This is a genomic window from Naumannella huperziae, from assembly GCF_054073625.1.
In genome coordinates, this window is the sequence record NZ_JBSXPH010000001.1 from 2,506,469 (window position 1) to 2,525,842 (window position 19,374).

General features: G+C 72.6%; 21 protein-coding genes. 6 read left to right on the forward strand and 15 right to left on the reverse strand.

Annotated elements, in window-relative coordinates; translation table 11 throughout:
- Window positions 1–9: 9 nt before the first annotated feature.
- Together ACXDC7_RS11865 and ACXDC7_RS11870 are read right to left on the reverse strand one after the other, a co-directional pair.
- Entirely contained in the window at window positions 10–468 is a 459-nt protein-coding gene (locus ACXDC7_RS11865; RefSeq protein WP_179446194.1) for an Rrf2 family transcriptional regulator, read from the reverse strand.
- A gap of 43 nt (window positions 469–511) precedes the next feature.
- A complete protein-coding gene (locus tag ACXDC7_RS11870) occupies window positions 512–1,405 on the reverse strand; it encodes a sulfite exporter TauE/SafE family protein (RefSeq protein WP_179446193.1) in 894 nt (297 codons plus the stop codon).
- 138 nt (window positions 1,406–1,543) lie between these two features.
- Here ACXDC7_RS11870 and ACXDC7_RS11875 point away from each other — a divergent pair, with 138 nt between their 5' ends.
- Together ACXDC7_RS11875 and ACXDC7_RS11880 are read left to right on the forward strand one after the other, a co-directional pair.
- A complete protein-coding gene (locus ACXDC7_RS11875) occupies window positions 1,544–2,341 on the forward strand; it encodes a thioesterase family protein (RefSeq protein ID WP_459222265.1) in 798 nt (265 codons plus the stop codon).
- A gap of 143 nt (window positions 2,342–2,484) precedes the next feature.
- A complete protein-coding gene (locus ACXDC7_RS11880) occupies window positions 2,485–3,441 on the forward strand; it encodes a sigma-70 family RNA polymerase sigma factor (RefSeq protein WP_425487424.1) in 957 nt (318 codons plus the stop codon).
- Between the two features lie 41 nt (window positions 3,442–3,482).
- Here the strand turns inward: ACXDC7_RS11880 and ACXDC7_RS11885 are convergent, their stop codons facing one another.
- The gene (locus ACXDC7_RS11885; protein WP_459222266.1) at window positions 3,483–3,821 is read right to left on the reverse strand and encodes a winged helix-turn-helix transcriptional regulator; all 339 of its coding nucleotides are present in this window, start codon (window positions 3,819–3,821) and stop codon (window positions 3,483–3,485) included.
- Window positions 3,822–3,911: 90 nt separating this feature from the next.
- Between ACXDC7_RS11885 and ACXDC7_RS11890 the strand changes: the two genes are divergently transcribed.
- Complete coding sequence (locus ACXDC7_RS11890; protein WP_459222267.1) at window positions 3,912–4,676, forward strand: NAD(P)H-dependent oxidoreductase; 765 nt, start codon at window positions 3,912–3,914, stop codon at window positions 4,674–4,676.
- A gap of 13 nt (window positions 4,677–4,689) precedes the next feature.
- Here ACXDC7_RS11890 and ACXDC7_RS11895 read toward each other — a convergent pair whose 3' ends face one another.
- The 7 genes from ACXDC7_RS11895 to ACXDC7_RS11925 form a co-directional block, all read right to left on the reverse strand.
- Window positions 4,690–5,586, reverse strand: a complete 897-nt coding sequence (locus ACXDC7_RS11895) for an acyl-CoA thioesterase (RefSeq protein WP_459222268.1) — start codon at window positions 5,584–5,586, stop codon at window positions 4,690–4,692.
- Entirely contained in the window at window positions 5,587–6,486 is a 900-nt protein-coding gene (locus tag ACXDC7_RS11900) for a PAC2 family protein (protein ID WP_179446188.1), read from the reverse strand.
- 10 nt (window positions 6,487–6,496) lie between these two features.
- Window positions 6,497–10,285: an ATP-dependent RNA helicase HrpA gene (hrpA, locus tag ACXDC7_RS11905; protein ID WP_459222269.1), complete on the reverse strand. Its 3,789-nt coding sequence runs from the start codon at window positions 10,283–10,285 to the stop codon at window positions 6,497–6,499.
- Between the two features lie 131 nt (window positions 10,286–10,416).
- Window positions 10,417–11,277, reverse strand: coding sequence for an endonuclease/exonuclease/phosphatase family protein (locus tag ACXDC7_RS11910; protein WP_459222270.1), 861 nt, complete (start codon window positions 11,275–11,277; stop codon window positions 10,417–10,419).
- Window positions 11,277–11,456, reverse strand: coding sequence for a hypothetical protein (locus tag ACXDC7_RS11915; RefSeq protein WP_179446185.1), 180 nt, complete (start codon window positions 11,454–11,456; stop codon window positions 11,277–11,279). Before ACXDC7_RS11915 ends, ACXDC7_RS11910 begins: the two co-directional genes overlap by 1 nt.
- A 171-nt stretch (window positions 11,457–11,627) precedes the next feature.
- Complete coding sequence (locus tag ACXDC7_RS11920) at window positions 11,628–12,209, reverse strand: class F sortase (protein ID WP_343045989.1); 582 nt, start codon at window positions 12,207–12,209, stop codon at window positions 11,628–11,630.
- Complete coding sequence (locus tag ACXDC7_RS11925) at window positions 12,194–12,952, reverse strand: DUF4397 domain-containing protein (protein WP_179446184.1); 759 nt, start codon at window positions 12,950–12,952, stop codon at window positions 12,194–12,196. Before ACXDC7_RS11925 ends, ACXDC7_RS11920 begins: the two co-directional genes overlap by 16 nt.
- 134 nt (window positions 12,953–13,086) lie before the next feature.
- Here ACXDC7_RS11925 and ACXDC7_RS11930 point away from each other — a divergent pair, with 134 nt between their 5' ends.
- Entirely contained in the window at window positions 13,087–13,911 is an 825-nt protein-coding gene (locus ACXDC7_RS11930) for a hypothetical protein (RefSeq protein WP_459222271.1), read from the forward strand.
- A 13-nt stretch (window positions 13,912–13,924) separates the two neighbouring features.
- The gene (locus tag ACXDC7_RS11935) at window positions 13,925–14,812 is read left to right on the forward strand and encodes a CopD family protein (RefSeq protein ID WP_179446182.1); all 888 of its coding nucleotides are present in this window, start codon (window positions 13,925–13,927) and stop codon (window positions 14,810–14,812) included.
- Window positions 14,813–14,839: 27 nt separating this feature from the next.
- Here the strand turns inward: ACXDC7_RS11935 and ACXDC7_RS11940 are convergent, their stop codons facing one another.
- From ACXDC7_RS11940 to ACXDC7_RS11950, 3 genes are all read right to left on the reverse strand, one after another.
- Window positions 14,840–15,766, reverse strand: a complete 927-nt coding sequence (locus ACXDC7_RS11940; protein ID WP_459222272.1) for a universal stress protein — start codon at window positions 15,764–15,766, stop codon at window positions 14,840–14,842.
- 63 nt (window positions 15,767–15,829) lie between these two features.
- On the reverse strand, window positions 15,830–16,744 hold the full coding sequence (locus ACXDC7_RS11945; protein ID WP_246292661.1) for a T3SS (YopN, CesT) and YbjN peptide-binding chaperone 1: 915 nt from the start codon (window positions 16,742–16,744) through the stop codon (window positions 15,830–15,832).
- A gap of 9 nt (window positions 16,745–16,753) precedes the next feature.
- Window positions 16,754–17,737: a hydroxymethylglutaryl-CoA lyase gene (locus tag ACXDC7_RS11950; RefSeq protein ID WP_459222273.1), complete on the reverse strand. Its 984-nt coding sequence runs from the start codon at window positions 17,735–17,737 to the stop codon at window positions 16,754–16,756.
- Window positions 17,738–17,820: 83 nt separating this feature from the next.
- On the opposite strand from ACXDC7_RS11950, the gene ACXDC7_RS11955 reads away from it, so the two are divergent.
- The gene (locus ACXDC7_RS11955) at window positions 17,821–18,336 is read left to right on the forward strand and encodes a ferritin (RefSeq protein ID WP_459222274.1); all 516 of its coding nucleotides are present in this window, start codon (window positions 17,821–17,823) and stop codon (window positions 18,334–18,336) included.
- A gap of 3 nt (window positions 18,337–18,339) precedes the next feature.
- On the opposite strand, the gene nrdR is transcribed toward ACXDC7_RS11955, so the two are convergent.
- Complete coding sequence (nrdR, locus tag ACXDC7_RS11960) at window positions 18,340–18,792, reverse strand: transcriptional regulator NrdR (RefSeq protein WP_179446178.1); 453 nt, start codon at window positions 18,790–18,792, stop codon at window positions 18,340–18,342.
- A 51-nt stretch (window positions 18,793–18,843) separates the two neighbouring features.
- Window positions 18,844–19,302 (reverse strand): DUF2752 domain-containing protein, encoded by a 459-nt coding sequence (locus tag ACXDC7_RS11965; protein WP_459222275.1) that lies wholly within the window; start codon window positions 19,300–19,302, stop codon window positions 18,844–18,846.
- Window positions 19,303–19,374 lie beyond the last annotated feature (72 nt).

Consider the following 19,374-nt stretch of genomic DNA (forward strand, 5'->3'; position numbering starts at 1 on the left):
CGGGCGCCCTCAGCGTGGTTGCCAGGCGTCCTCGTCCACGGTTCGGCCGGCGATCGGCGCGGGAAGCTCCCCGGCGGCCAGGTCGCCGACGGACACGTTCTCCAAGACGTCGCGCAGGCTGGACCGGGCGGCGATCCAGACGAGTTGCAGCGGGGTTGCGGTCTCGTTGTAGTCGACGGCCTCCGGCCGCAGCCCGTGCACGCTGACCAGCGGCCCGTCGATGCTGCGGATCACCTCGGCGACACTGATCTCGGCGGCGGGACGGGCCAGCCGCCAGCCGCCGGACGGTCCGCGGAGCGAGAGCAGCACGCCCGCCCGGCGCAGGTCGGCCAGGATCGCCAGCAAGAACCCGCGCGGGATGTCCTGGGCGGTGCCGATCTCCTCGGCGTTGATCGGACCGTCGGCATCGCGGCGGGCGATCTCGATCATCGCCCGGACGCCGTAGTCCGATTTCGCTGTGATCCGCACGGGGCCAGTCTGGCATCCGCGACGCGGATCGGCGCGCAGCGACTCAGGCGGCGGCCTCCGTCAGGTCCGGATCGGTACGCCGGGAGGCCCGCTCCTGGCGTACCGCCCAGACGATCAGGCTGACCCAGACGACCGCCAGCACGATCAGCACCGTCGCCCGGATCGCGCCCGAGACGTCGAACGCGCCCAGCAGGGTGTTGGTATTCGTCACGATGATCAGGCCACCGGCGGCGACGGCCAGCACCCGACCCGGCAGCCGCTTGGCGAGCCAGGCCGCGACCGGGGCGGCGAGCACCCCGCCGACCAGCAGCGCCAGCGCGATCCGGAAGTCGATGCCCTGGCTGCCGAGGGCGAACAGGAAGCCGAGCGATCCGCCGACAGCGACGACGAACTCGGAGGTGTCGATCGAGCCGATCACCTTGCGCGGCTCCAGCCGCCCCGAGGCCAGCAGCGTGGGCGTACCGACCGGACCCCAGCCGCCGCCGCCCAGGGCGTCCAGCAGGCCCGCGACCCCGGCCAGCGGCACCAGCAGCGCGGTGCGGGGGCGCCCGCGGAAGGTCGGCCGCCGACCGCCGAGACGCAGGAACCGGAAGATCACGTACGCCCCGAGCGCGAGCAGCAGCACCGCCACCCAGGGCTTGGCGACATCGCCGTCGATCGAGGACAGGAAGGTCGCGCCGATGAAGGCCGCGATGCCGCCGGGCACCGCCATCGTGCCGACGACCCGCCAGTCGACATTGCCCAGCTTGAAGTGGGAGATGCCCGAGACCAGCGAGGTGCCGATCTCGGAGAAGTGCACGGCCGCGGACGCCGCGGCCGGGGCGAGGCCGACCGCGAGCAGCAGGGTCGAGGACGTGACGCCGTAGGCCATGCCCAGCGAGCCGTCGACGAGCTGGGCGATGAAGCCGACGACGGCGAGAACGATCAGATTGCGCATGGTCAGGGCCTTCCGAGAAACCGAAGTAAGTCCGTCTTGTCTACAAGCTCACCAGACAATGGCCACGGCGTGGACGGCGTCCGCTCCGTGGGACGACCCCCGTGCCCAGCCGGCGCTCGCATCCGGCAGGCTGGCGCCGTGCAGCAGCCGGCGGCGATTCCCGCAGACCCGTATTTCCGCAGTCTCGGCGACGGGCGGTACGCCCCGACCGCGCACACCGAGGGCGCGTGGGCCCGCGACGAACAGCACATGGCACCGATCGGCGGCCTGCTGGTCCAGGAACTGCTCGACCACGAGTCGCGGACCGACCTGCAGCTCGCGCGCGTCTCCTTCGACATCCTGGGCAAGATCCCGTTGGCCGAGTTCACGATCGAGGTCCGCACCCTGCGGCCCGGCCGCACCATCGAACTCGTCCAGGCCGAGGCCAGCGCGGGCGGCCGCGCCTTCCTCCGCGCCACCGGTTGGCGCCTGGTCGCCTCCGACACCTCCGCGGTGGCCGGCGGTGCGCCGCCGCCACCGCCGACCCCGGACCTGTTGCCGTCGACCCCGCTGGCCACCGACTGGGGCGGCGGTTACATCGACTCCCTCCGGGTCCGGCCGGTACGCCCGCCCGAGCCCGGGCACGGCGAGGTCTGGCTGGGCACCGACGTGGCGCTGCGCGACCGCGGCCCGGTGAGCGATCTGGCCCGACTGGCCGGGCTGATCGACACCGCCAACGGGGTCGCGCCGCGGCGCGACCCGCGGGAGTGGCTCTATCCGAACACCGATCTCACCGTCCACCTGTACCGGCAGCCGATCGGCGGCTGGCTCGGCCTGGTCGTCGACGTGGTCTGGGGCGAGACCGGGGTGGGCCTGACCAGTACGACGCTGTTCGACGAGCGCGGCGCCTGGGGGCGGGCGGAGCAGATCCTGACGCTGCGCGCGCTGCGCGCCTGAGCGCGCGTCGGACCACGGTCTGGGCGGCGCGGTGGCGCGTGCCACCGCGGTCCTCTCAGGGTCGGGTCAGGGAGATTCGGGAATCCTTCGGCCCCGTTCGGGCGTTGTGAGTGGTGAACCCGAACGAAAGGGAACCGATGGCCATCACCACAGCACCGCGCCAGCGAGCGAACGACGGCATCGACGGGAAGGACGCGGTCGGTCTCTACCTGGACGGCATCGCGAAGACCCCGCTGCTGACCGCCGCGGAAGAGGTCGAGCTGGCCCGGGCGATCGAGGTGGGTCTGTACGCACGGAAGCTGCTGGACGGCACCGTGACCCCCGCCGACCGGCGCGAGGCCGCCGGCCGGGCGCGCCGCGTCAGCCGCGAGGAGCTGGAGCAGCTCGCCGAGGAGGGCGAGCGTGCCCAGCAGCGCTTCATCAGCGCGAACCTGCGGCTCGTCGTCTCCGTGGCCCGCAAGTACGGCCGCTCGCAGATGCCGCTGCTCGACCTGGTGCAGGAGGGCAACACCGGCCTGATCCGCGCGGTGGAGAAGTTCGACTACGCCAAGGGCTTCAAGTTCTCCACCTACGCCACCTGGTGGGTCAAGCAGTCGATCAGCCGCGGCATCGCCCAGCAGGGCCGGATCGTCCGGCTGCCGGTGCACGTCGCCGAGCAGGTCAACCAGGTGAACGCGGTACGCCGGAACCTGGAGCGCAAGCTCGGGCGGGAGCCGGAGCTGGACGAGATCGCCGCGGAGATGGACGTGGAGCCCGGCCGAGTGGTGGATCTGATCCGCTACGGCCGCGACCACGTCTCGCTCGACGCCCCCGTCGAGGAGGACGGCGACACCGCGCTCGGCGACCTGATCGCCCGCGAGCCCATGCCGGGCCCGGACGAGATGGTGCTGAACGCCGAGGAGTCCGCCCGGCTGGAGGCGATGTTGGACAGCCTCGACGAGCGTTCGGCCGACGTGGTCCGCCGCCGCTACGGCCTGGTGGACGGCCGGCAGGCCAAGCTCGCCGACATCGGCGCGATCTGGGGCATCACCGCCGAGCGGGTACGCCAGATCGAGCGGCACGCGATCGCCAAGCTCCGCAAGGGCGACCTCGCCGCCTGAGCAGGCCCGCCTCACTGACGCGCCGGTCCCCGACCGGCGCGTCAGTGCGTTCGGGGGTCGGCCAGGTAACGCCGACCCCACTCCCCGACCGCATCGGCCACCCGGGCCAGGTCGCGGCCGGCATCGGTCAGGGCGTACTCCACCCGCGGAGGCACCTCCGGGTGCACGGTCCGGGTGATCACGCCGTCCGCCTCCAGCGCCCGGAGCTGGCGGGTCAGCGTCTTCGCCGACACGGGGCCGATCGAGCGCTGCAGCTCGCCGAAGCGCAGCGGACCGTCGCTCAGCTTCGACACGGCGGTCAGCTTCCAGTCGCCGCCGGCGACCGCCACGCCGACCTCGATCGGGCAGATCTCCGCCGCCCGGCGTACCGCATCCCGCACGACGCACCGTCCAATACTTTCGATTGCGCACCATAGTGACAGAAAAGACCGTACTTCCGAAGCTGATACGCGCTGGCTAGCGTCGAGGACATGCAGACCCTGATCGTCGCCGCGCCGCCCTCGCCCACCTCGCTGACTGCCCGGCTGCTCGCGGCCGCCGAGGACGAGCTCGTCTCGGCCGGCCACGATGTCGACGTGATCGACCTGGCCGCGATCGACTGGGACCCGGTGGTCCGACCCGGCGACTACGGGCTGTCGGCGATCACCGGCCCGGTGGGCACCCACGCCGCGCAGGCCATCGCCGCGGGCACCCTCGACCCGACGATCGCCAGGCACCAGGAGCTGCTGCGAGGCGCGGAGCTGATCGTCTTCATGTTTCCCCTGTGGTGGTTCGGGATGCCGGCGATCCTCAAGGGCTGGGTCGACCGGGTCTACACCCAGGGCTTCGCGTTCGGGCTGGACGACGCGGCCGGGCGGACCCGCAAGTACGGCGACGGCGGCCTGGCCGGCAAGCGCGGCCTGGTGATCACCTCGGCCGGCGACCGCGAGACATCCTTTGCCCGCCGCGGGGTCAACGGCGGCATCGACGAGCTGCTGTTCCCGATCACCCACGGCATCTTCTTCTACACCGGCACGGCCCCACTGGAGCCGCTGACGGTCCTCGGCGTGGACACGCCGGTGTGGGCGGGCGCCGACGACGCCGAGGCGAAGGTACGCAAACGCCTCGCCGGCGTAACCGACGAGGCCCCGATCCCCTATCGGCGGATGCTCGCCGACTACGACGGCGATCGGGTGCTGCGCCCAGAGCTCGCGCCCGGCCGCGAGGACCTGGCCGTGCATCGCGCCGACCGCTGAGCCGCGGGCGGTCTCAGCCCCGCGCGGGCGCGCCGGCCTCACGGCCCTTCGGCCGGATCAGCCCCTCCTGGGCGACCGAGGCGACGAGCGCCCCGGACTGGAAGATCCGCCCGGTGGACAGGCCGACGGCACCGCTCGCCGAGGGCGAGGCCTGGTCGTAGAGCAACCAGTCCTCGACGCTGAACGGTCGATGGAACCACATGGAGTGGTCCAGCGATGCCATCTGCAGTCCCTCGCGGGTGGCCCCGTGCGGCACCAGGGCCGCGGCCAGCAGGGTCAGGTCGGAGGCGTAGGCCAGGATGGCCTGGTTCCACACCGCCTCCCGCCCGGCGGCTGCCGCCGGCAACGGCTCGTTGACCTTCATCCACACCCGTGCCCGTGCCGGATGCTCGGGGTCGTCGATCCCTCCCCCGGGCTGGGTCGAGCCGGCCAGCCGGAAATCCAGCACCCCGAACTCGGACTGCCAGGTCAGCGGCGACCGGCCGGTCAGCCGCTGCTGGACCTCGGCCAGGTGCGGACAGTCCTCCGGCGCGGGGACATCGGCGGGCATCACATCGGCATGCTCCAGCCCCGGCTCGGGCAGGTGGAACGAGCCCGACATCGTGAAGATCACCGCGCCGTTCTGTCGGGCGAGCACCCGGCGCGAGCTGAACGAGCCGCCGTCGCGGGTCGCCTCGACGTCGTAGATGATCGGCGTCGTGGTGCGCCCGGGCCGCAGGAAATAGGCGTGCAGCGAATGCATCAGCCGCTCCTGCGGCACCGTGCGGGAGGCGGCCATCAGCGCCTGCGCGAGCACCTGCCCGCCGAACGCCCGCTGCCGCTCGGTGCGCGGCTGCGCGCCGCGGAACAGCCCGACCTCGATCTCCTCCAGGTCGAGCAGTTGGGCGAGCTCGGCCATGTTGGTCGGCATTCAGCGACCCTCGCGCTTGTCGCGGTCGGCGAGGAAGCGCTCCAGTTCGGCCCCGATCTCGTCGGCCGACGGCACGGCCTGGGTGACCCCGCTGTTGTCGTAGTGCTCCTCCAGCCCCGCGACCACCTGCTGCACCTCGGCCGAGGCCGCCATCTCGGTGTTGATCTCGGCGAGATTCTGCTCGGCGGCCTCCGCGAGGCCGTCGTCGGGCAGGTCGAGGCCGGTCAGGTCGACCAGCCGACGATGCGCCGCGAGCACTGCCTGCCCGAACGGGGCGGCGGCCAGGTAGTGCGGAATGTGGGTGGCGAGCCCGACCGCGCGTACCCCCGCCTCGCCGAGCCGCATCTCCAGCACACCGCCGAGGCTGCCCGGGACCTCGATCCGGCCGAGCCACAAGGCATTGTCCTGTTCCAGGTTGCCGTGCGTCGAGTGGCCGGTGATGGTCGTCGGGCGGGTGTGCGGTACGCCGAGCGGGATGCCGTACGCCGTCGCGGCCAGCCCCACCCCCAGCTCGCCCGCCAACCCGGTCACGGCGGCGCTGACCCGCTCCCACTGCACATCGGGCTCGGGCCCGGTCAGCAACAAGAACTCGGTCCCGGCACGGTCGACGACCCGGTCCAGGCGGAGCTCGAACGGGCGCAGCGACTCCCAGTGATCGGTGTCGAAGGTCATCACGGGCCGCCGGCTGCGATAGTCGTGGAGCTGGTCGACGTCGAAGTGCGCCAGCGGTTCGTGCTCGCTGTGCTCGAGCACCTGCTGGCCCAGCGTGTGGCCCACCTGGCCGGCGTCCACGAACCCGTCGAGAAAGTGCAACAGCACGAGCTCGCGGCCGGCATTGCGCTCCATGAATGTCGCGTAGGCGGGTTCTGCGAGGTCGTAGAGCTGCCGCGGGTCCAACATGTCGGCAACCCTACCGGTGGGCGGCGCGGGCGATCGCCGAGCGTACTCGCTTCGCGGACACGGGTACGCGGGTGCCGAGGCTCTGGGCGAACAGGCTGACCCGCAACTCCTCCAACAGCCAGCCGATCTCGGCCACCTCGTCGGACAGCGGGCCCTCGGGCTGTGCGTCCACCAGCTCGGCGTAGGCGTCCTCCAGCGGCCAGATCTCCGCCGCGGCCCGTTCGTCCCTGGCGGCCGAGCCCGGCAGCGCCGCCAGCCGACGCGCGGCGGCGCGCAGATAGCGCGGCAGTTGCCCGAGCCACGGTTGCGGGGTCGCGGCCAGGAAGCCGTCGAAGATCAGGTTGCGGACCTGCTCGCGCACGTCCTCAGCGGCGGCGTCCCCCGCGGGCCGCTCGCCGAGCGCGGCAAGCACCTCACCGTGGGCACGGACGGTCTCGGCGGCGATGGCCACCACGCGGCGGGTCTCCTCGGCGGCCTCGGCGCGTACCGCCTCGCGCAACGCGGCGAAGGCTGCCTCGTCGCGGACCGCGGCCGGATCGCCGACCCGCGCGGCAAGATCGGCGACGGCGCGCAGTCGCGCGTCGGCGACCAGGTCGGCCAGGCCCGGGTACGGCGCGGCCGTCAGCGCCAGCTTGTCGGCATTGCCGAGCCGCCCGATCACCCAGTTCGCCGGATTGGGCGTGGTCAGGACGAGCAGCCGGGCGATGCCGCGCCGGTGGCTGGCCTCGGCCGGGCCGCGTTCGGGGAAGATCCGCATCCCGACCGCCGCCCCCTCGTCGGTCAGACCGGGATGGCCGACGGCGGGCCCCGTCGCGGTCTCGGTGGGGATCTCACCGAAGGACCATTGCGTCTGCCCGCTGGCGAGTGGCCGCTCGGTGACGACGGCCGCGGTCAACGAATCCGCGGCGGCCACGGTGAGCCGGCGCTGCAGCGCGGCCAGGTCGGGGCCGGAGTCGAGCTCGGCGCCATCGTCGCCGCGGATGACGAACGTGGGTACCAGATGGGTCGGCAACCTCGTCGGGTCGAAGTCGGACGGGTCGACCGGCGCGGCGAGGCGGGTCAGGGCGCGGGCCAGCGCGTCGGCGAACGGGACCCGTTCGGGGTCGATCCCGAGCCCGGCGATCTCGGCGAGCGCCCGGCCGCCGTACTCCGGCGCGGGAACGAAGCTGGTCCGCAGCGGCTTCGGCAGGCTCTTGATCATCGCGGTCGCCAGCTCGACGCGCAGGCCCGGCACCTGCCAGGAGAACGGCGCCGGCGAGAGGCGATGCAGGACAGCAAGATCGACATCGACCAGGACCCCGTCGTGGCCCGCACCGGGCTCGTAGACATAGCGGACGTCCAGCTCGAGGTCGGCGATCCGCCAGTGCGCCGGAAATGCGCCGGCGTCGGGGTCGGCGTCGCCGATCAGGTCGTCGACGCTGAAGTCCAGCACCGCCGCTGGCTGGCGGCGCAGCCAGGCATCGAGATGCCCGACGGAGGTGACCTCGGGGCCCAGCCGGGCGTCGTAGAGATCGAACAGCGTCTGGTCGTCGACCAGCCCGGGCCGGCGCAACCGCGTACCCACCTCCTCCGCCTGCTCGCGGATCACCCGGTTGTGCGCCAGGAAGCCGTGCTGGGTACGCAGCTCGCCCGCCACGAGGCCGGACCGGATGAAGATCTCCCGGGCCGCTGCGGGATCGATCCGGCCGTAGTTGATCATCTTGTCGTTGCGGATGGGTACGCCGAGCAGGGTGACGCGCTCGCGCGCGAGCACGGCGCCGGAGCGGGCGGAGAAGTGCGGCTCGGACCAGGTGCGGGTGAGCAGATGCCCGCCGGCCTCCTCGACCTGGTCGGCGGTGATCGGCGCGACCGTGCGCGCCCACAGCCGGCCGGTCTCGACCAGTTCGGCGGCCATCACCAGCTCGGGCGGCGTCCGGGCCAGGGCCGAGCCCGGGTTGATCGCGAACCGGGAGCCCCGCGTGCCCAGGTATTCCCGCGGACCCGGCCGGCGCCGACCCCGGTCGCCGGAGCGGCGGGTGGGCTCGCGCAGGTCGGCCAGCCCGACATTGGACAACAGCCCGGACAGCAGCGCGAGGTGCACCCGGTCCGGCGGGGCGGGCGCGGCATTCGTCGCGAGGTCGAGGTCGCGGGCGATGCCGCGCAACTGGCCGTGCAGGTCCTGCCACTCCCGGATCCGCAGGAAGTGCAGGAACTCGTCGCGACACATCCTCCGGAACGCGTTGCCCGACAGCGATCGCTGGCGTTCGGTGAGGTAGTTCCACAGATTCAGCCAGGCGAGGAAGTCGCTGCGCTCGGTGTCCTCGCCCGGCGCGCCGGCCGCGGGACCCGGCTCGACCGGGGCCCAGAACCGGCGGTGCAGCTCGTCGGCCCGCTCGCGATGCTCGGCCGGGCGCTCGCGCGGGTCCTGGATGGACAGGCCGGCGACGATGATCAACACCTCGGCCAGCGCGCCCTGCTCGGCCGCGGCGATCAGCATCCGGCCGAGCCGCGGGTCGATCGGCATCCGCGCCAACTGCTGCCCGATCCGCGACAGGCGCACCGGGCCCTTGCCCGGCTTGCCGCGCAGCGCGCCCAGCTCGTGCAGCAGCCGGAGACCGTCGCCGATCGCCGCCGCGTCGGGCGCCTCGACGAACGGGAAGTCGCGGATCTCGCCCAACCCGGCCGCGGCCATCTGCAAGATCACCGAGGCGAGGTTGGTACGCAGCATCTCGGGCTCGGTGAACTCCGGGCGGGCCGCGAAGTCATCCTCGCCGTAGAGCCGGATCGCGATGCCGGGGCTGGTCCGGCCGGCGCGTCCGGCGCGCTGGTTGGCCGAGGCCTGCGAGATCGGCTCGATCGGCAGCCGCTGCACCTTGGTCCGGGCCGAGTAGCGCGAGATCCGGGCGGTGCCGGGGTCGATCACGTACCTGATCCCGGGAACCGTCAGCGAGGTCTCGGCGACGTTGGTGGCGAGCACGATCCGCCGCCCCCGGTGCGGGCGGAAGACGCGGTGCTGCTCGGCCGCGGACAGCCGGGCGTACAGCGGCAGCACCTCGGTGTCCGGCAGCTTCGCAGCGGCCAGCGCGTCGGCGGTGTCGCGGATCTCGCGCTCGCCGGAGAGGAAGATCAAGATGTCGCCCGGGCCCTCGGCGATCAGCTCGTCGACCGCGGCGGTGATCGCGCCGATCGGATCGGCCTGCCCCTCCTCGGCACCGTCATCGGGTCGGTAGCGGATGTCGACCGGATGGGTACGCCCGGACACCTCGATCACCGGCGCGTCGTCGAAGTGCCGGCTGAACCGGTCCGTGTCGATCGTGGCCGAGGTGATGATCACCCGCAGCTCGGGGCGCCGCGCGATGAGCTGCTTGAGGTAGCCGAGCAGGAAGTCGATGTTCAGGCTGCGCTCGTGGGCCTCGTCGATGATGATCGTGTCGTAGCGGCGCAGGTCGCGGTCCCGGCCGATCTCGGCCAGCAGCACCCCGTCGGTCATGATCTTGAGCCGGGTGTCGCGCCCGGCGCGGCGGGTGAACCGCACCTGGTAGCCGACCAGGTCGCCCAGCTCGGTCCGGGTCTCCTCGGCGATCCGCTCGGCAACGGTGCGCGCCGCGATCCGCCGCGGCTGGGTGTGCGCGATGCTGCGGCGGCCGGCGGCGAGACAGATCTTCGGCAACTGGGTCGTCTTGCCCGAGCCGGTCTCGCCGGCCACGACGACGACCTGGTGCTCGCGCAGCGCCGCGGCGATGTCGTCGGCGCGGGCACTGACCGGTAGTTCGGGATCGGGGGCGAGGACGGGCCCCTGCTCCTGCACCGATCCGCTCATGACTGCTCCAGCGTACCGGCCGGACCGGACTCACCGGCCGAGATTTCGCTCCTACACTCGCAGCGTGTGCCGGTCGGCGCCGACTCATCGTTGCCTTCGACGCTCCCGCGACGTGCGCCGCGGCGATGAGTTCACCGCCGTCGGGGCCTCCAGGCGTAGTCCACCGCCAGCCCAAGATGATCACTCGGCCAGTCCAGTCCGGGTGCGGGTACGCCAATCGTCCAGCCGGCCAGCGCGGCACCGTGGCCTGAGTGGAACTGAAAGTCGAGGGTGTAGTCCAGCGTCGGCAATCCCGGCGGGAGGTCGGGATAGTCGGCCGCGGTCTCGGCCACCAGCGGGTTTGCGGCCACGATGGTGCAGCGGCTGCCGGGGCGTGGTCCCTCCTCCCAGGCATCGACGGCGCCGCTGCGCAGCAGGTGGCGGTGCTCGATCCCGGCGGGGACGAAGTTGCAGTCGCCAGCCAGCAGCCACGGCTGCTGCTCGGTGAACTCGGCGCGCACCGTCGCGAGTTGCTGCAATCGGGTGGCGACCGACTCCCGCAGGCCGGGCTCGCGGATCGCCTCGTGGCCGAGCTCGCCGCGGGCGGCGGCCAGGTAGTCCGGGTCAAGGGTCATCCGGCCGGCCGCGCGGGTCGCGGCGAGATGCACCGAGCCGATCCGCACCGCCCCGCCGTCCGGCCCGGGCACGGCGGCGGTGATCAGCCAGCACGCCGGTCCACCCCCGGTGAGCTTGATCGACTTCTTCCGGTCGAGACGCCGGGCGAGGATGGCCGGCACCGAGATCGTGTCGGTGCCGGGCATCGGCTCGATCCGGTCCTTCGGCGGCACGGCGATCGCCGCCAGGTCGAGTCGCCGCGCCACGGCGGCGGCATGGTCAGGTGAGGTCTCCTGCAACAACACCACATCGGGCCGGACGGCTGCCAGGCAACGGCACAGCGCATCGAGGCGCCGGTCGCGATCGCGCCACAACGCGTTCCAGGTGACCACCCGCATCAGTGCCGCGCTCCGACCCCGCGCGCCGACGCGCCTCGCGCCGCCCGGTCGACGGCCATGATCACGAACGGCGAGATCGCGGTGTTCAACACCACCGATACCGTCGCCACGCCGGCGTTGTCCGGATCGAGCGAGGCCGCGACGGCACCGATCGCGACGCCGAGCGGGGTGTTGTCCACGTGTACAGCATGACCGACAACGTGTACTCGTCGAACGCCTGGTTGAACCGGAGCGCGGACACCCGTACCAGCACCGGGGCGAACCGTCGCGCCGCACCGGCGCCGATCGCAGCCAGGGTGCGGGAACTGAGGATCGGCGCCCCGACCCCGGGCGTGGCCGGCGCCGCGGTTTCACTCGGGGTGAGCCACCACGACCAGGTTCTCGGCGTACCCGCCCGCGGCCGCGTCGTACTCGCCGATGCAGGTCAACATGACCAGTCGCGGAGATCCCGTCTGGCCGAACACCTCCTCGTCGTCCACCAGCTCGGCCCGGGGCACGCTGCGAATCTCGGCGACCCGGTAGCCCTGCCGGTGCGCGCCGGCGCCGAGCTCGATCCGGTCGCCGAGGCGCGCGCCCCACAGCGCACGGAAGTAGCCCGGGGCGCCGGCGATCGAGTCGACGTGGCCCGCCAGCACGACCGAGCCGTAGGGGTCCCCGACGTACGCGCTGCCGTCCCACCAGCCCACCTCGCCGACCCGTTCGGGCACGACCAGTGAGCCGTTGACCGTGCTCGCGACGGCGATCGGCGCCGCGCCCCGACCGGGCAGCTCGATCCGCTCCGGGATCCAGCGGGCGCTGTCATCGGCCGCGCGTCCCGGTCGCGCCGCGGGTGGCTCCGGCGCCGCTTCCTGCGGAGCCGCGGAGCAGCCGGCGAGCAGGCCCGCCGCGAGCAGCGCGACGAGCGCCGCCCGTGCGCTCAGAAGCGATCCCACGCCGGTCGTCCGCCGGCGCCGGTGTCCACGTCATCCGGCCGGTCCGAGCCCCCGCCGGAGCCGAGGTCGATCTCGTGCGTGACCACGGTCATCTCATCGCGACCGGGATCGCCGATGGCGAATGCCCAGGTCAGTCGCCCCGGCTTGAGCGTGAGGTCGATCGGCCCGATCACCGCGGGTCCGTCGGTGCCCGCCGGCACGATGTCGACCGAATAGGTGTCGGCCGGCACCACCTTGTAGAGGAACTCGCCGTTCGCCACATTGGCGAACAGGACCTTGCCCGACACCCGGATGTCGGCGGGGCCGACCGCTGCGACGTGCGCCACCGCGTGGGCCGCCTTGCCGCCCTGCACGGGAGTCAGGTTGTTGCGGTAGAGCGTGACGACGGGGTCGCCGTCGGGCGCCGCGGGCAGGTGCACGACCGCGTCGGAGCTGCTCCCCGCTTCGAGGTCGACGGTCGCGGTGGCCACGGCCTTGTCGTCGTCCACCAGCTCGATCTTCGTTCGCCCGGCGGCCACGGTGAACGGGCCGACCACGGTCGCACCGTCGACCCCGCTCGCGACCTCCTTGCCCCCGAGCTTGACGTCGAGGCTGCGACCCGGCAGCCCCTGGACGAGATAGACAGTCGCCTCGTTGGCGGCCGAGCTGCGGGTCGGCGCGCCGAGCGCGGCGAGTGCGATGGTCAGGGCGGCCGCGACCGCGCAGGTGCGCAGGATCAAGCGGCGCCACGATGATGTGTTCACGATTCCCCCGAATGGCGTGATTGTCGTGGCGCCAGCATAGGATGCGGATCACGAAATGACGCGCGTTTCACGCGACCGGTCGGACATCTCGCCGGAGCGTGGCCGTCGGTTCGGTCTTCGGGGGGAGGCAGCAAGTGGCACGACCGACCGGTCTTGTGCGCCGCGTGACGGGCGCGCTCGCGACCGTCGCGCTGCTCGGTGCCGCGGTGCTGGTGGCCGTGCAGGTACGCCAATCGCCGACCGCCGCCCCGCCCCCGGCCCCCGGCGCCCCGCAGAGTCCCGGCCCGACCGACTCCCCCGGCCCGATCGACTCCCCCGGCCCGACCGACTCCTCCGACCCGACCGCTCCGACCGCCCCGGCTCCCCAGCCGACCGCCGACGCGCCCGCTCCGCCCGCGGCGACCACCGGGCCCGGGCTGGACCGGGTGGGCGTGACCATGATCGCCACGCCGGACAGCGAGGGCGGCTTCCGGGTGGTCGAGTACGTGCGGTTGCCGCGACCGGCGGCGTCCCTTGAGTTGCGCCCGCCGCGCCTGGACGGTGCCGGCAGCGCCCTCGCCTCCGCCGAGCCGGTGGCCGCACAGGTGCAGGTGACCGCCGCCGATCAGCCGGTCGAGGTGCCGCAGGGCCGCGTGGCCGCGCCCGTCAGCCTCGGGCTGCCGGCGCCGGCCGACACCGCGCAACTGGCGTACCGCATCTCCGGCGTGGGCACGGCGAGCCTGCCGTCGAAGGCCGGCCGCTGGCTGGCCGCGCTCGGGCCGCTCGCCGCCGCCGACGAGGCCACCCCGGTCATGATCGTGGTCACCGGCCCCACGGTGCTCGGGATCAACTGCCCGCTGCTCGACCCGCCCGCGCGCAGTTGCCAGTCCGGATCGGCCCCCCGCTTGGCGACCGTGCAGGCGCTGCCGCGACCGCAGGCGCTGGTGTTGGTCCAGTACGACGCCCCGATGCCGCGATGAGGTCGGGCCGCCGATGCTGAGCGATGACCTGATCCTGTTCCTCACCGGGTGCGTGCGGATGTTGATCTATCTCGGGTTCGTGCTGTGCGCCGGCATCGCCCTGTTCTGGGCGGTGGTCTGGCCCGCCGGTCAGGCACTGCGCCGCCTGGTCGCGCTGGCCGCCGCCGGCATCGTGCTGCTCGCCGCCGGCACCATCGCCTCCCCGGCGGTGCAGATGGTGCTGGCCGGCCGGCCGTACGCCGAGGTCGTCGCGCCGGGGTCGGGGGCGTGGCTGCTGGTCCGGCTGGCCGCACTGTGCGTCGCCGGATTCTACGGGCCCGAGCTGGTCGCGCAGCCGATCCGGGGGCGACGGCGCGTGATCACCCTCGTGCTGGTCGGGGTGGTCGCGCTCTCACTGGTCGCCCAGTCCAACGCGGTCCAGCCGCCGTGGATGGTGATCAAGGTGATCGCCACCGCCGGCCACCTGCTGGCCACCGGGGCGTGGCTGGGCGGCTTGGTGGTGCTCGCCGCGGTGCTCATTCCGAGCGACCTGACCGCCGACCTCGACGAGGTGATCCCGCGGTTCTCGGCGCTGGCGACCGTGGCGATCGCGACGCTCGCGGTCACCGGCACGGTGCACGCGCTGGCGATCGCCGGCGGCCCGGTCGAGCTGCTCACCTCGTGGTACGGGCTGGTGTTGTTGATCAAGATGGGGGTCTTCGGCGCGATGCTGCTCCTCGGCAACCACGGTCGCCGCTATGCCCGAGCGGTCGTCTTCCGGCTGCGCCACCTGGGTGCGGGCGGCACCACCCTCGCGCGTACTCGGCTGCACACCCTGGGCGTCACGCTCGGCGCCGAGGTCGGTCTCGCACTCGCCGTGCTCGGCTCGACTGCGATCCTCGTCGCCGTGGCCCCGAGCTGATCGCCGCGAGCTGATCACCCCGGGCGGTCAGCGGCGCGCGTGCCGGACCAGCGCCAGCGGCGCCTCGGCGTGCGCCATCACCGCCCGGATGGTGCCGCCGGGCGACACGCCCGGTACGCCGAGCCCCTGGACGCCGAGCACCAGCAGGTCCACCTCGCGGGTGCGGGCGAGCAGTTCGTCGACCGGGTGCGAGCGAACGACGCGCAGCTCGGTCTCGGTGCCGGGGAACTCCGCCTCGAACGGGGCCAGCAGCGCCCGCGCACCCTCCTCCGCCGCGACCGACTGTTCGGCGGCGCGCCGCTCGACCTGGGCATCGTCGGCGAAGAACGGCCGATTCACCTCGAAGGCGTGCACCGCCAGCACCCGCGCCCCGCGGCGGGTCGCCTCCACGAACGCATAGCGCAGCGCCTCCTTGGACCGGTCGGTGTTGTCGATGCCGACCCCGATCACGCCCTTGCCGCCCGTCCGTTCCGGATTGGTCGCCGCCGAGACCATGATCACCGGACACTGCCCGGAACCGGCCAGGCTGACGCTGGTCGAGCCGACGAACAGCCGCTCCAGCCCGCTCTTCGCGCGCCGGCCGACGACGACGGTGTGCGCGTGGTCGCTCAACCGGCACAGCACCGCGGCCGAATTGCCCAAGAAGACCTCCGAGCGCACCCGTTCGGGGGCGATACCCTGCTCGATCGCATAGACGCGGGACTGGTCGGCCACCTCGGCTCCGGCATCGGCGAGCATCGTGGGGTCGTAGGTGACTCCCCAGGCACCGGCGAGGATGGAATCGTCGATCGCGTGGGCGATCAGCAGGTCCTTGTCCCAGTTGTTGGCCTCGCGCAGGGCGTACCGCACGGCGCGCAGGCTGTCCTCGGAACCGTCGACGCCGACCACCACCGCGCCGGCGACCACCTGATCGTCGGGGTAGCGGCCGTCCGGGCCGTCATCCTTGGCGTTCATGATCGACTCCCTTCCTGCTCGTCGGGTCCTGCTCGTCGGGTCCTGCTCGTCGGGCACTTCGGCTCAGGTCTCTTCGAAGGTGGTACGCCCGCGCAGCTTCGTCGCCAACTCGCTGTCGATCCCGTCGGCGACCTCGCCGAGCATCCGGACGGCCTGCTGCAGGTGGGCCGGAACGAACGGATGCGCCATCACCGACATCGTGGCGAACACGCGGTCGCGGACCAACTGGAACTTCACGGTACGCGCCTCCGTGTTCAGGTCGCTGAGGACCTCCATGGCGCGCGACCGACCCTCCACGTCGTGCACCACCGACGCGAACAAGACGACCTCGCGGCCGTCTGCCGAGGAGCGCAGGAACAACATCGTGGACCCGATCCGGATCGCGAAGTCGCCCTCGGAGTCGATCACCGGCGGGTGACCGAACATCTCCTGCAGCTCCTCCGACACCATGTCGTTGAGGTGTTCGATGCTCACCGGCACGACGGCCTTGACGTCCTCGACGTCGAACTCGGTCTCGCCCGTCAGGGCCTTGCGCGGGGTCAGGATCTCCGCGAGATGGTCCGGGGACAAGAACACCGGATGCATGATCCCGTAGACATCGCGCAGCGCACCGACGGTGATCTGCGCCAACCGGACGGAGTCCTCCTGGGGCAGCTCGATCCAGAAGTTCGGGGTCGGGCGTTCGCCGTCGGCGCTGGGCGGCTGCCAGCCGAGACGCTCCATCGCATCCAACTCGTCGGCAGTCAGTTGGAAGCTCTCGCCCAGCCGGGCGTTGCTCGCCGCCTCGGCCCGCAGCACGTCGCGGTTCACCGAGCTGAACGACACGAAGGGCACCTCGTCGCTGCCCGCGGCGACGCTGCTGATCGACAGATCGGCGGTGTCGTCCATCATCGAGATCACCTCGGCGAGGCGGTCGGTGAACGCGTCCCAGGACTGTTGCGTGCTCCGATCGAGGTCGAAGTCTTCGTACTCGCCCACGTGCCGAACCTAGCGCACGGTCGAGCCGTGCGGCGCGAGCGCACGCGCGACCGCCGACGGCGCCGGCCGGCCGAGCTGACCGGCCATCTCGGCGCTGACCCGGGCCAGCGCCGGGAGATCGACGCCGGTGTCGATGCCGATCCCCTCCAGGAACCAGACCAGATCCTCGGTTGCGAGGTTCCCAGTCGCCGATTCGGCGTACGGGCAGCCGCCCATGCCGCCCGCCGAGGAGTCGAATGTCCGGACGCCGGCGAGCAGTCCGGCCTGGACATTGGAGACGGCCTGACCGTAGGTGTCGTGGAAATGCAGGCCCACCTGCTCGAGTCCGATGCCGGCATCGGTGACGGCCCCCAGCAGCCGGTGCACCCCGCCGGCGGTCGCGACGCCGATGGTGTCGCCCAGGCTGACCGAGTCGCAGCCCATGGCCAGCAGCTCGGCCGCGATGCCGGCCACCCGTGCCGGCTCGGTCGGCCCCTCCCAGGGATCTCCCCAACACATCGACAGATACCCGCGCACGGGCAGCCCGTCGGCCCTGGCCGCGGCGGCGACCGGGGCGGCCATCGCGAGCACCCCGGCCAGGTCACGGTTCCAGTTCCGCATCGCGAAGCTCTCGGTAGCGGACGTGAAGACCTCGATACTGCGGGCGCCGGCCGCGAGAGCCCGCTCCAGGCCACGCTCGTTCGGGACGAGCACCGGCAGTTCGACGCCGCGCTCGCCCAGGTCTGCCACCGCGCGCAGCACCTCCTCGGCGTCGGCGAGCTGCGGAACCCATCGGGGCGAGACGAACGAGGTCGCCTCGATGCAGCGCAGCCCCGCATCGGCCAGGCCCCGGATCAGGGCGATCTTGCTCGCCGGCGGCAAGATCTCCCGCTCGATCTGCAGGCCGTCACGCGCCCCCACCTCGACGATCCGCACCCGGGTGCCGGCCTCCAGCCCGGGCAGCGACGCCGGATCTGCGGGTCGACTCGGTGGTTGCGATGCCGCGGGATCCATGGCGGCGATGCTACGCCCGGCGCGGGTGTAGGTGAGGCTGCGCGCTCTGGAGGACGCCGATGCGCTCCAGTAGCGTTCCCGCCATGAAGCTCTCGTCCGAACTCACCGACGCCTTCAACGATCAGATCACCCTGGAGTTCGAGGCCTCGATCACCTACCGCCAGCTCGCGATCGAGCTGGAGATCCGCGATCTTCCGGGCATGGCGCTGTGGCTGCGGCACCAGGCCGACGAGGAGATCATGCATGCCAACAAGTTCATCGACTATGTCGCGGCCCGCGACAATCACCCGCAGATCGGCGCGGTCGGCGCCCCACAGGTCGCCGTGTCGGAGGTGCTGGACGTGTTCCGGGCCGCGTTGGCGCACGAGGAGCGCGTGTCGGAGTCGATCCGCCAGTTGTACAAGAAGTGTGAGGAGGCGGGTGACCTCGAGTCGCGGCCGCTGTTGGACTGGTTCTTGTCCGAACAGGTCGAGGAGGAGGCGACGATCCGCGAGATCGTCGGTCGCCTGGAGCTCAACGACGGCGACGGCGCGGGCCTGCTCCGCCTGGACGAGGAGCTCGGCCGTCGCCCCGCCGCGCCCACCGAGGCCGTCGGCTGATCGTCAGCCGTCGGCGCCCGTCCGCAGGCGGTCGATCTCGGCGGCGAAGTCGTCGACCGAGTTGAACTGCCGATAGACGCTGGCGAAGCGCAGGTACGCCACCCGGTCCAGCTCGCGCAGCGGGCCGAGGATCGCCACGCCGACCTCGTCGGCGGGGATCTCGGCCTGCCCCGAGGCCCGGAGCGCGGCCTCGACCTGCTCGCCGAGGCGGGCGAGATCCTCATCGGCGACGGGCCGGCCCTTGCAGGCCTTGCGTACCCCGCTGATCACCTTGTCCCGGTTGAACGGTTCGACCACGCCCGAGCGCTTGCGCACGCCGAGCTGGATCTGCTCGACGGTGCTGAACCGGCGTTCGCAGTTCGGGCACTGCCGGCGGCGGCGGATGCTGCCGCCGTCGTCCGCGGTGCGGGAGTCCAGCACCCGCGAATCGGGGTGCTGACAGTAGGGACAGTGCACGGGGGCCTTCCTTGCCGCGGGTCGCTGTTGGCGCGGTGAGTCTAGATCAGGTCAGAAGCCGACCACGTTGCGTGCGACCGCGTACCCGGTGGCCAGCGCGAGACCGACGGGCAGCCAGTGGCGCGCCAACCACCCGCGGGCATCGCCCCCCGGCCACGGCGCAGACGCGCGGCCCCGGATCAGCTCGGCTGCCCATCCGAGGGTACGCAGCCCGACCAGGGCGAGCACGATCAGCAGAGCGGGATTCGCGGCGAAGGCGGCGACCGGGTCGCCGCGCAGCAGGGCGGCGCCCATCCGGGTGCCGCCGCACAGCGGGCAGCGCCACCCGGTCAGGGCCAGGAACGGGCACGGCAGGCCGATCCCGGTCGCGCCGAATGCAAGGCTGAGCGCCAACCCCACGCCGGCGAACCCGGCCACCGCGGCCAGACCCGCCCGGGCGCGGCCGACCCGGCGGTGAGCGGGGCCGGGGCCCGCGGGCCGCCACCCGGCCGGCTGATGTCGAGGCGCCACCCGCCCAGTATGGGCCCGTCATCCGGTATGGGCCCGTCATCACTGACAGGTAGCACGGTCGGGCTCTAGACT